The organism is Dysgonomonas sp. Marseille-P4677 (assembly GCF_016652235.1).
GTDB lineage: Bacteria > Bacteroidota > Bacteroidia > Bacteroidales > Dysgonomonadaceae > Dysgonomonas.
In genome coordinates this window covers 1-11842 of the sequence record NZ_JAEPKU010000035.1, presented here as the reverse complement: position 1 = coordinate 11842, position 11842 = coordinate 1, and the positions used below count along the sequence as shown (strand labels likewise).

General features: G+C 33.1%; 11 protein-coding genes and 1 pseudogene. 2 read left to right on the top strand and 10 right to left on the bottom strand.

Going from position 1 to position 11842, the window contains the following annotated elements:
* Nucleotides 1-82: 82 nt before the first annotated feature.
* The 7 genes from JGH11_RS08335 to JGH11_RS08305 form a co-directional block, all read right to left on the bottom strand.
* On the bottom strand, nt 83-769 hold the full coding sequence (locus JGH11_RS08335; protein WP_201111122.1) for a TerD family protein: 687 nt from the start codon (nt 767-769) through the stop codon (nt 83-85).
* Nucleotides 770-897: 128 nt separating this feature from the next.
* Nucleotides 898-1452, bottom strand: coding sequence for a TerD family protein (locus tag JGH11_RS08330; protein WP_201111121.1), 555 nt, complete (start codon nt 1450-1452; stop codon nt 898-900).
* 32 nt (nt 1453-1484) lie between these two features.
* Nucleotides 1485-2039, bottom strand: coding sequence for a TerD family protein (locus JGH11_RS08325; RefSeq protein ID WP_201111120.1), 555 nt, complete (start codon nt 2037-2039; stop codon nt 1485-1487).
* 643 nt (nt 2040-2682) lie between these two features.
* Nucleotides 2683-3393 carry a LytTR family DNA-binding domain-containing protein gene (locus tag JGH11_RS08320; RefSeq protein ID WP_201111119.1) on the bottom strand — a complete coding sequence of 237 codons (711 nt, stop codon included), beginning with the start codon at nt 3391-3393 and terminating at the stop codon, nt 2683-2685.
* Nucleotides 3390-4460, bottom strand: a complete 1071-nt coding sequence (locus JGH11_RS08315) for a sensor histidine kinase (RefSeq protein WP_201111118.1) — start codon at nt 4458-4460, stop codon at nt 3390-3392. The genes JGH11_RS08320 and JGH11_RS08315 overlap by 4 nt, the downstream gene beginning before the upstream one ends.
* 3 nt (nt 4461-4463) lie before the next feature.
* Nucleotides 4464-5504: a histidine kinase gene (locus JGH11_RS08310; protein ID WP_201111117.1), complete on the bottom strand. Its 1041-nt coding sequence runs from the start codon at nt 5502-5504 to the stop codon at nt 4464-4466.
* Between the two features lie 54 nt (nt 5505-5558).
* The gene (locus tag JGH11_RS08305) at nt 5559-7940 is read right to left on the bottom strand and encodes a carboxypeptidase-like regulatory domain-containing protein (RefSeq protein ID WP_201111116.1); all 2382 of its coding nucleotides are present in this window, start codon (nt 7938-7940) and stop codon (nt 5559-5561) included.
* Between the two features lie 131 nt (nt 7941-8071).
* On the opposite strand from JGH11_RS08305, the gene JGH11_RS08300 reads away from it, so the two are divergent.
* Both JGH11_RS08300 and JGH11_RS08295 read left to right on the top strand, forming a co-directional pair.
* Complete coding sequence (locus JGH11_RS08300) at nt 8072-8272, top strand: 4Fe-4S binding protein (protein WP_370567577.1); 201 nt, start codon at nt 8072-8074, stop codon at nt 8270-8272.
* Between the two features lie 158 nt (nt 8273-8430).
* Nucleotides 8431-8664, top strand: a complete 234-nt coding sequence (locus tag JGH11_RS08295; protein WP_201111115.1) for a hypothetical protein — start codon at nt 8431-8433, stop codon at nt 8662-8664.
* On the opposite strand, the pseudogene JGH11_RS08290 reads toward JGH11_RS08295, so the two are convergent.
* The 3 genes and pseudogenes from JGH11_RS08290 to JGH11_RS08280 all read right to left on the bottom strand — a co-directional run.
* Nucleotides 8665-9231: pseudogene (locus JGH11_RS08290) on the bottom strand (phage integrase SAM-like domain-containing protein); the annotation flags it as partial.
* 423 nt (nt 9232-9654) lie between these two features.
* Nucleotides 9655-10965: an ATP-binding protein gene (locus JGH11_RS08285; RefSeq protein WP_201111114.1), complete on the bottom strand. Its 1311-nt coding sequence runs from the start codon at nt 10963-10965 to the stop codon at nt 9655-9657.
* Between the two features lie 144 nt (nt 10966-11109).
* Nucleotides 11110-11842, bottom strand: a 733-nt coding sequence (locus JGH11_RS08280) for a lipopolysaccharide assembly protein LapB (protein WP_201111113.1), incomplete at its 5' end; no start/stop codon positions are given.

Below are 11842 nucleotides of genomic sequence, written 5' to 3'. Positions count from 1 at the left end.
CGTAATTCACAAATCCTCTTTGCTCTTTTGATGTAAAAAAGCAAAAAGGATTCTATTCTTTTAGGGAATAATAAGGCAACTTTTATTTTACGTAGGTTTGTCTTATGCGCTGTATTGTTTGACCTAGGAAAGAATCTTCATAAGCGTCCCCGACTGCATTGAATTTCCATGTGTTGTCTTTCTTATAAAGCTGGCCCATCACAAGGGCTTTTTTCCCTTTGTATTGAGGTTCGGCAACAACATTATATTCAGCGTACACACTATCTACTTTTGTAGGCGTACCTTCATACATTCTGATCTTTGCATATGGAATCTGAGCAAAATCTTCTTGACCGACATTATTAAGAAAGAAAAAAATACTTGTTACATTAGAAGATACTTTGGTTAGGTCGACAGTTATAATCTCATTATCTAGGCCATCGTCTCCGCCTTTGTCTCCTTCTAAGTCATCTCCTGTATGCTTAAGAGCATCATTATAAGACAAAAGTTTTCCTAAAGGCAAGCCAAATTGAGCAAGCAGGTCTTGTCTGTAAAGCGGAGAATAAAGATGGTCGCAAAGATTCCCGTTTTCATCAAACATCACACAACTCAAATCCAAATCGACATCTACAACTTCAGTTACTGCTTTAGCTCCAAAACCTAGGAATCCGGATTTTAACACTTGTTTTTCGATAGCACCCCAATTTACTCCTACACAGAAGTTGGTTAGGCTTCCGCCTGTACTTTTTTCCAGATTGATACGTTGACCTTTTTCTAATCTTATAGCCATAGTATTAATGTTTTATAGTTTTTAATTGGTATACAAAAAGATCAATTATCACATCCAAAATTATTGTTATATATTGGCTCTGAATAGAATCTCTTTTCTATTTGTATACATACGTTAGTTCATAAGGTTTATGAGTATTTTTGTAAATAGTTTTCAAGGCCTCCGCGTTCTCCCACACCGACAGCCTCAAATTTCCATTCTGTTCCGCGTTTATATATTCTTCCAAATTCGACAGCAGTCTCTATTGAGAAATCTTCTTCTAATTCGTATTTCAATATTTCTTCATTCGTATCTGAATTAAATATACGGATGAATGAATTGCGTATTTGCCCAAAGTTTTGTCGGCGTTCGTCGGCATTGTGTATTGTGACAACAATGCAAATCTCCGTAGCGGATGGATTTATCTTAGAAAGATCAACTTTTATTTGTTCATCGTCTCCGGCACCTTCTCCTGTCAGATTATCTCCTGTATGCTTAATCGCTCCATCAGGAGAGTGTAGATTATTATAAAAAACAAAATATTCGTCGGCTAATATTTTTTTATTTTCTCCAAGTATAAAAACTGAAGCATCAAGATCAAAATCTGTTCCTGTAGATGATTGATTGGCATCCCATCCTAATCCTACAACAAAATTTGGAATATTAACATTTACACGCTGTCCTTTTTCTAAATTAATTGCCATGGTATTATTTTTATTTTTTCAAAATTGATTTGTCAACAATATTTGTCTACAAAGTATTGTAACCCTCCCTTGTATCCTATTCCCATGGCCTCGAATTTCCATTCTCCATTTCGTTTGTATAGACGTCCAAATTCGACAGCAGTCTCAATTGAAAAATCTTCCTCTAATTCATATTTGGCAATCTCTTCGTTAGTATTTGCATTATATATGCGAATAAAAGAATTACGAACTTGTCCAAAATTTTGACGGCGTCCTTCTGCATCATGTATGGTGACAGTAAAAACTATTTCTTGGATTCGAGAATCAACTTTCCCCAGATCTACGGTTAGAGTCTCATCGTCCCCGTCACTATTTCCTCCAGTTAAATCATCACCGGACGATTCTATAGATCCATCCGGTGATTTCGGATTGTTATAAAATACAAAGAATTCTTCTTTAGGAAGTTTTTTGTTTTCTCCCAACATAAATGCTGAAGCATCTAAGTCGAAATCAAAACCAGTACCTTCATTAGGATCCCAACCTAATCCTATTCCCACTTGCGATAAACCAACATCTATGCGTTGCCCTTTGAGTAAGTTAATAGCCATTTTGTTTGTGTAATTTTATATAATTTTGAATTAACAGTCTCTACAAAGATAAAAATTATTCATTAGCATGATGTATTTGAGTTAATTAAAAAATATATTTTTTTAATTAACAACTACAAGACATCAGCGTGTATATCCTTAATATATTTTATACCAGTACATTAATTATGTATTTAAGTGATTAATATATTATTGTATCAATAAAATCACTGATTAACTTTTTGATCATGATTCAGATAGCAATTCTCATACATACCGATGCTTCACCATTCTTCAATAGTTTTGTTTTCTTTAGAAAAAACAGAACATTAAATGAACTTCTTTTCATCATTTTACTTCTTTTTAAGTGAGACAGAATTATGAAAATGGCGTGAGGCTTATACTATTTAAAACATTGACAATCGAAGATTAACACACCCAAAAGGTGGAGATAAATTCCTCTTAAATTTACTATTTTTACGTATTAAAAAAACAAAGGACTCCCGAATTTTATTGAATTTCAGCAGTTTACTTCTTTTTATTTCTCTAAAATTGGTGCCACTAACAATCGTCACACTAACTTAAGTAGCTTATATTCTCATAGATACATTTTCAAAAGTAGGATTCTCCTGCTATTGCACTATCAAATTACTTTTTGGTAAATTTATACCTTTTTATTAACAAACATCTGGAAAAATTCGTCTCTATATGAATTCCCTATTGCTATTTCGTAGTGCTTAATAAAAACATCATTATTATCAAAAGAGTTAATATGTTTCTTGTTGACGATATATGATTTATTTATGCGAAAGAATATGTGAGATGGTAATAACTCATAAATCGCTTTCATGCTCATACGGGTAATAATCCGTTGATCTTCCATCTGAACGATCACATAATCTTTCAAACCTTCGACAAATAAAATATCCTCTAAATTGATCTTAAAATATTTTCTGTCTGATTTAACAAATATATATTCATCTTCTATCGTTTCTAGACTTTTCTTTTCTTCGTTTATCAAAAGAGTATGATATATAATCGCTTTATTGATTGCTTTTCTGAATTTTACTGAATCTATGGGTTTTACCAAATAATCTATTGCATCCACATCATAACTATCCAGTGCATATTGAGAATAAGCCGTTGTAAATATTATCAATGTTTGCTTTGGTATACTATGAGCAAACTCAATCCCATTAATCCCCGGCATATTAATATCCAAAAATATCAGGTCAACAGCCGTATTATTAATAAATACCGAGGCTTCCTCTGCATTATTAAAATTCTTCAATAGTTCTAATTGCGGTATTTCTTCTATTAGGAGCCTTATACCTTCACGGGCTATAGGCTCATCATCAACTATAATGCATTTCATAATTTTAGTTCCAGAGTTACAGTATAACTTATATCGGTTTTTGTATTTTCTAAAGAATAATTGTCCTTGTAAAGTAAGTTCAACCGACGTTGAATATTCGCAAGCCCTATCCCTCCTACTTGCTTATTAGTATTCCTTGAAGGGAGAGAATTCTCACAGATAAATATCAATCTATTTTTTGTTATTTTAAAAAATAGATGTACATACGAGACATTGAGGCTATCCTTATTGTGCTTAACTGCATTTTCCACAAAAGTAATAAATAACAAAGGTGGTACTTGAATATCAGATATATCCCCATTCTCAGATATAGTATAAGTAAAATAATCCCTTCGAGTTTTCTCCAATTCAAGAAAATCATTCAAAAATAATATTTCTTCCTTCAAGTATACTTTTTCCCGTGTATTATCATTTATTTGATAACGAAGTATTTCTTCCAGTTTCCCGATAATATGTGAAGCGACATTAGGGTCTTTTTTTATCATGATATTGGCATTGTTGAGCATATTGAATAGAAAATGAGGATTAATTTGATTTTCTAATAATTTCAATTCCAACTGTAACGTTGTTGATTCCAATTCTTCGGACTGTTGCATATCTTGGAGACAGTTTTTAAAAAGGACAAGACTGGTAGTACCTGCAAACAATAAGAAAAGAGCCAAAACAGAAGACATAGAGTTTATGATAACAATAAGGAGATTTATATCATCAAAAGGATGTCTTTCTCTTTCAAGAATAACCATTTGAACAACAATAATAAATCCCATTATTGGCGCAACTACTCCTAATAAAGAACAGAAGTATACATTCCACCTCCCCTTTAATAGCAATCTGGGTATCAATATATAGATATTTAAATAACTATCTATTAAAAAGAGAAATATCACAAAAAACAAGCAACCATATTTCTCAAAAGCATTAGTTAACAATTTTGTTTCTTGCATATCCCATACTATTCCTGCTGAAACAAAAAAGATGAATAGAAATAAAGTTAGATGACGAAATATTCTTAAATCATCAGAAGTCAGTAGCCTGATTGTAGTATTATAGCCATTCCTTATTTGCATATATTATTCCTCCAATTGTAATATTATTTCTATCTCACCTATCGGTTGATTATCTCTTACAGTCAACGTATAATGTTCTCCATATAAAGTATTAAGACGCTCTTGCACCTTTAATAATTCCTTCTCTAACAAGGCTATGTTATCAATACCATGCGCATGGAGCGTAATATAAACATCCTTATTTGAATTGATTATCTGAATGTCAATAATCAGAAGATCTTCTTTGTTATCAAGAGAATTGATTATGCTTTGGACATAAGGCAAAAGAATAGAAGGAAAAATAAAAACTCCGTCTATATTTCCTTTTACATCAATCGCATAGTCGAATTTTGAAGAATATAACTTTTCCAGTTTAAGAAAATTCTCAAGAAATGATATTTCGGCACTAAGTAAGACTTGTGACCTATTGCAGTCGTATAACTGATATCGGAGCAATTGACTTAGCTTCATAAGCATTAATGAAGCTAAGTCAGGCTCTGACTTTACCAGTGACCGACTTCTATTGAGTATCTTAAAGAAAGACGCAGGATTTACCTGTTCTTTTAATTGTTCTACCTGTGATAGTTTCTGCTTAATTTTCAGTTGGCTGAGACGTTGATTCGATAACATCCAATTTCTTAAAAAAACAGGAATAATAACACCTAGAATACATAAAATATAGGTTACAAAAGCAGATAAATTATCAATCAGAAATCTCGGTGATGACAAGCTATAACCATCTTCATATGTTAAATATACAGTATTTGGTATTATCATAAAAAGAAGGGAACAGCAAATAATCCAGAAGACAAACTGTATATATTTTCCCGATGACAAATATCTTCGAAACTTGCTTAATACCAAACATATACCTACTATATAAACCAGTATAGTTGCTGCTATAATCCAATATACACTATCCTCTATTGAAGGCATGATCTCATTATAACCGGCAAGAGTTTGATTGAGAGAAACAATAATAAAAAAGATAACTAGCCCCAGATACCTCCATATTTTATATCTGGGAGTCAATAAAAAATGATATATAAAAGATCGTTGATACATCGTTTAAGTTTGAGTAAGAGAGTTCTAAGATATATATATTCTCCAATAAAATTTCTAGAATTGAATTTTATAGCTGATATTTGTTAAAATCGTTGCTCCTGTATACGGTTCAATAGTATTCTTCTTTGTGTTATATTCGTGTCCGTAATATTCTTTATATCCTGTAGCATTTACTCCCTGAATTGCGAATTCATGCGAAACTTTCTTCTTATTCATTTTATAGCTGATGGAATAATTAGCCAAAAACATTGGAGAAAATTGCCTCGAAAAAGCTTTCGTTTCATCGTATTGTACTTCTTTATCAGGGGTTGCCATTGTCGCTTCTTCATCTACAGGTGAATAACGCTCACCTCCTTGCAATGTTAGTTTTAAGTTTACGCTTAATACATTCTGCTTATTACGACCAAGCATCCATTCTTTGCCGATGAGCCCGTTAAGAATATAATTCCGATTATATCTTGTACTATGCCACTTACCATCTCCTCCACAATATCTGGAATCGAAAAGTGATGCTGTTACCATATAATAAAGCCCTTTAGTCATATATTTCTCAAAAGTTATATCTACTCCGAAGTTTTCTCCTTTCCCTTTATTTACTAACGGATCTTCAACCCAGAAATCTCTACGGTTAAGAACCGAATATGAACTGTCAGCCATTACGGGAACATCATACAGGAATTGAGCATATGGCTCTATCTTAAGATGCATATCATCGCTGATTTTATAATCATAAGTAAGCATCAGATGGTGAGATTTGGTGAATCCTAATTTCTTATTTTCGGTTTCGGCTGTACCTTTTGTTTTTACGAAATAAACATCCATTTTTTCCATGCGGCTATATAAACCATAAGCTACGGCAAACGCACTCTTGGATGACGACTGCCATCTGACAGAGGCACGAGGCTCTACTGTCCATTCGTTATTGAGTGTCATTGTCTGAGTATTTATCCCGATACTTAAATCGACCTTGTCACTCAGCCCGATCAATGAAGAGTTATAAGCTGAAATCAAGTTTGTATTACCATCTCCTTGAGAAATATTATCCAAAGCATACCCCTCGTGAGGAGCCATACTAAGATCCATCTTATAAAACAACTTAGTATTAGTATATCCGGTCATATTTGTAAAACGAGAACTGAATTTTTTAGTAAACGTACTTTTAAATATCAGATTAGTGTACCTGTTGTCAGACGTAAGGTAAGGTGTTGCATTATCATCAAAATCTTTCAAGTCCATACTCGCTTTACCTTTAGAATATGTGGCAGCAATAGTATTTTTCCATTGAGCATTATTCCCGAAGAAATAGCGATGGGTAATACCCCCGGCAGCCATTGTCTGGTCAGAATCGGAATATCCTCTGTCAAACATGGTTTTCCATTTATCTTTATCCTTATCAGGAATTTGTTCATAACTGTCAATCAGAGCAGTAGCCCATACTGAAAATATTCCTGCTTTTTGTGTAGAGAAATTAAGCTTGAAATTTAAGTCTTGATAATCAATATCCGATCCTTCTTCCACTTCACCTCCAACTTTTCCTAATAAGGAAGTTGTAGAATAGCGATAATTAAAGATATAGGACGCATTATGCTTCTTGCTCAAAGGACCTTCTGATGCAAAGTCAATACCTAATATCCCGGCTTGGAAGGTATGTTCATATTTCTGATTGTTACCGTTTCTCATCTTCATATCAAATACTCCCGATACGGCATTACTATATTCGGCAGGAAAAGCTCCGGTGAAAAAATCTGAATTTCCCAATATATTACTGCTAAGAGACGATAATACTCCTCCTCCCAAAACAGAAATATCTGCAAAGTGGTTTGGATTAGGTATTTCTACATCTTCCAGCTTCCACTGCAATAGGTGGGGAGCATTACCATGTATGGATATCCCATTATTCCCTACACTTGGTGATACTCCGGCAAAAGAGCTTGCCAGACGTGCAGGATCGTCCATCCCTCCTGCATAGCGTCTTGCTTCTTCTACGCTCAGCATTCGTGCCCCCGAAAGAGCCATATTGTTTAATGGCTGATTTTTATTGGCCTGATTGGTAACAACCACTTCTTCTAACTCATGTATATTTTCTTTAAGTTGTATTTCCAAGAAAGTCTCTTTTGCTGATGTTACCATTATTTCGCGAACAGTAACCGATTCATAGCCTACAAATGTAGCCTGTATCTCATGCCGTCCGATGGGAATATTCTTCAATATAAATTTGCCATCTTCATCTGTTATCGTTCCTATCTGAGGAAGATCTGGTAATCCGACTGTCACATAAGCTAATGGGGCTCCTGAAGATTTGTCGACAACGACACCTCTGACTGTTTGGGTAGGTGATTTACTTTGAGCACTGATAATTAGTGGTATAAATAGAGAGCATAAAATGCAAAGCTGATATATACACCTAAGCCTGTTACTTGTTCTTTCTGTATTCATAATTATTATTTAAAATTTCCGGCATAAAAGTATGGCTATACTAAACTGCATTAGAAATTTTGAGACGAAATGGAGTTTTTATGAGACAAATGATGAGTTTTAGTTAATTTAGACGTAAAGGGTGAATTCAATTGACAGATTTGTCGCAATTAGAAAATAACTGTATAAGCTGTAATAGGTGCAAAAAATTATGTCCAGTTAATAATATAACTATTGAGAAAGACAAGCCTCAATGGGGGAAAGAATTATATTGCGTGTCACGCATGTGTACATTGGTGCCCCCAGAATGTAATAAATATAGGAAAATCCAAAGGCAGATTACAATATCATAATCCTGATATAAAGATATCTATGTTACTTAATTCTTAAAATATAGCCTATGAACTTTCTCATTCCCCTTTTCTCCATTAAGGTAATATTTCATTTTCTATTATATCTTTGCTGTTTTAACAATTTTAAATTAGTCTAGACTACTTCTATCTTTAAAATTATGTCGCAAACTATTATTAGAAAATCAAATTCGGATGATTTGGATGAGATCGAAAAAGTTTTAAATGATGTTAAGACAAATATGATCTTGAATGGAATAGATCAATGGGATTCCGAATATCCTAATATGGATATTCTACAAAAGGATTTTAAAGATCAAACAGGATTTGTTTTAGTTGAAAATGGAAAGATCCTGTCTTATATGGTTTTAAATGAGATCTGTGATAAAGAATAAACGGATAACCGTATTTTGAGCACAATCCTTTTCTGTTTTCAGGTAGAAGTCGAAAGTCCGAATAAATTCTCCGTTGATGTCTTTTAGAGGGAGGTCGTCTTGATTATAATTAAGCTTGATAAGTTCTGCTAGATAGCGTTTACAGCTCTCATAACGACGTACAGTTATCAAGGCGAAGTCTTTCCCAATTAACTGCATACAGCGATCATTATGCTCCTGAAAAACGGCTATAAGTGTTTTAGGTTCTTCTTTCTTTTCCAAGCAGAAGAACTTATCCCGCAAAATTTCGGCAGTAATAGGTAATCCCTCTTCCTTTAGTTCGTGATGAATGTTATAAAGCCTTATTCTAGCTTCATCAATAAACTTATTCAGGTCGTTTGATTTGCGGTCTTTGCCACGAGAACACTCTTTCGCCTGATTCCATAGGGAAGGATTAATACTTTTACGAATGTTTGTTTCGACTCGAACTCTGTTTACGGTAATTCTCATACATACCGATGCTTCACCATTCTTCAATAGTTTTGTTTTCTTTAGGAAGAACAGAACATTAAACGAATTTCTTTCCATCATTTTACATCTTTTTAAGTGAGACAAAATTATGGAAATGGAGTGAAGTTTATGCAATTTAAACCACTGCCAATCAGCGACTAATATACCCAAAAGGTGGAGATAAATTCTCCTTAAATCTGCTCCACCTTTTGCTCCACCAAAGTAGGTCGAAATTTGCTGTTTTTTGCGTATTGGGGAAAATGAAAAACTCCTGAATTCTATTGAATTTCAGGAGTTTACTTCTTTTTTCTTTCTCTAAAAGTGGTGCCACCAGAAAGAGAACTTTTATACTCTTTTATTTGATAATCAACTTTTTATATTTTCTTAAAATTGCAAATCCACACGATTTAGCACACGATTTGTTTTCATCGTTTCGCTCGCTTATTGCAAAACTGCTATTACAAATATAGGAAAAATATTCGATTCTTTTTGTCTTGTTACTTACATGTTTTCCATCGAAAGACCATAAGTAGTCAGCTTGTATTTAGCAAGTTCCTTTTTAATGGAATCAGCTTTGCCTTGCAATTTCACTAAATCTATTTTTTTAGGATTCCTCTTGACTTCTATAACAGAAGCTACCTTATCAAAGTCGTTTAGAGCGATAATATCTATTTCGTTTTCTCCTTTATTATCCCAATAGCTTCCTATTTCAGTAATGCGTTCTTCTTGAGCTATCTTCGCTCTAAAGTATTTTTCTAGAATCAATCCGCTGTACTGTTCATACCCTTTATTGATATACTCACGAAGGAGATCGAATCGCCCTATTTCTATTAGTGATTGGTTAGGATAAATAAATCTAAACCAAAATTGAAGATAGTTGTCTTTTAAACTCCATCGTGTTTTTCGGCTATTAGGCTTCGAGAACATCGGCTTATTTCTGCTGATTAAAGAATATTCATTTTCAAGATTTACTAGATATGCCCCAGTATTTTTATCAATAATTGAATCTATTTCATTTTGCGTCGTTTTACCCGAAGCGATCAATTGCATAATTGAAAAGTAAGTCCCATACTCTTTACCGAACTCTGATATAAGTAAGTCTTTTCCTTCCCCTAAGAATGGAGAATCTGCACTAGCGACCATATTCAGCATCGTTTCGGCTGTAGTTGCTCCAGCATCCATCAAAAGTTCGAGATATTTTGCTACCCCACCAGTTAACATATAAAGGCATAGTAAATCTTCAGAAGTGTATTTTGGATTATAATCATTTAGAATTTCCTTTATAACACTGACTTCAAAAGGTTGCAAGATAATCTTCGATGTGAGGCGACCAAATAAAGGTTCCTTTCTATTTTCAAAAATTCTCATCATAAGAGAATAGATAGAACCACATGCAATAAAATTAATTTTAGCATGATCTTTATACTGATCCCAGAGGTTCTGAATTTCACTGAAAATAGAAGAATTCACACTATCGAACTCTTGAAACTCATCTATAATCAATGTATAATGTTCCTTGGTTGAAAATTCTAATAACTGCTCAAACAAATCTCTAAAACGAGTAATTGTCCCGAAGATTTTAAGCCCTAGCATTTTTTCTGCATCAGCCTGAAATTGAGAACATAGTAACTGTTCGTTTTTACGAGAAACAAAAAGGTACAGATATTTCTGCCCTTTCACTGATTCTAATAGAAGAGCTGTTTTCCCTATCCGTCTTCTTCCAACCATCACTGTAAAGCAAGCGTTTACCTTTGATTGTTGGTAGTTTTTTTCTAGAATCTCTAATTCTATATTTCTATTATAAAATTTCATATCGCATCTTCGTAACGTACATTAATATAATGGCCATTACAAAGGTAGGATATTTTTTAATATCCTGAATAAACATTAGATTGTTTTAATAGTAGATAGAGTTCTTTTATGGATATAGTTTCAGAGCGAGAGAATTAAAATGTATTATATATTAGAATTGTTCAGCTTTTCTAAAGCACATTGTAAGTTGAGTTTTATATTTTCCTCATCAGGAGCTAGTTCTAAAGCTTTTTCAAAATAAGAAACAGCGTCAGGTAGTTGATTCAACTCATAGTTGACAAGTCCAAGATTACTTAAGACTTCAAAGTCATCATTTTGTAACAAATATGCTTGTTCTAAATATCCCTTAGCCTTAGAAAAATTTCCTTCAGCAATCCATAGATAACCAAGATTAAATAAAGCGTAATAGTCTTTGGGGTCTAATTCTAGTGCTTTTGTAGTATAAAAAATCGCCATTTTATAATCAGCGATGAATTTATGCGCATAACCTAAATGCATCAAGATCCTAATATCATTTGGCTTTAATAATAGAGCCCTTTTTAGATATTTTATAGCACTATATTCATCAGGCGTTTCAATATATCTATATAATTTCCCAATATTATATAGTAATTCATAATCATTTGGTTTTAGTTTCAATGCTCTATGGAGATACTTTAATGCTTCTGATCTCTGGTTAATATCAGAATATATTAATCCTATATTAAACAATATTTCAAAATTGTCAGGCTGAAAAGACAAGGCTTTTAAAAAATATTTTATAGCATCCTCATTTTTGTGGTTATTAGCAGATATCACACCCAAGTAATGAAGTGAATCAATATCATTTTCTTTTATATCTAATACTTTATTAAAATAAGAGATTGATGTATTATAC

What these genes read in the sequence shown, in the direction of transcription:
- JGH11_RS08330 (WP_201111121.1), bottom strand. Translation starts at nt 1,452, where the DNA reads ATGGCAATTAATTTAGAAAAAGGACAGCGTGTAAATGTTAATATTCCA.
- JGH11_RS08315 (WP_201111118.1), bottom strand. Translation starts at nt 4,460, where the DNA reads ATGCAAATAAGGAATGGCTATAATACTACAATCAGGCTACTGACTTCT.
- JGH11_RS08295 (WP_201111115.1), top strand. Translation starts at nt 8,431, where the DNA reads ATGTCGCAAACTATTATTAGAAAATCAAATTCGGATGATTTGGATGAG.
- JGH11_RS08310 (WP_201111117.1), bottom strand. Translation starts at nt 5,504, where the DNA reads ATGTATCAACGATCTTTTATATATCATTTTTTATTGACTCCCAGATAT.
- JGH11_RS08320 (WP_201111119.1), bottom strand. Translation starts at nt 3,393, where the DNA reads ATGAAATGCATTATAGTTGATGATGAGCCTATAGCCCGTGAAGGTATA.
- JGH11_RS08285 (WP_201111114.1), bottom strand. Translation starts at nt 10,965, where the DNA reads ATGAAATTTTATAATAGAAATATAGAATTAGAGATTCTAGAAAAAAAC.
- JGH11_RS08325 (WP_201111120.1), bottom strand. Translation starts at nt 2,039, where the DNA reads ATGGCTATTAACTTACTCAAAGGGCAACGCATAGATGTTGGTTTATCG.
- JGH11_RS08305 (WP_201111116.1), bottom strand. Translation starts at nt 7,940, where the DNA reads ATGAATACAGAAAGAACAAGTAACAGGCTTAGGTGTATATATCAGCTT.
- JGH11_RS08335 (WP_201111122.1), bottom strand. Translation starts at nt 769, where the DNA reads ATGGCTATAAGATTAGAAAAAGGTCAACGTATCAATCTGGAAAAAAGT.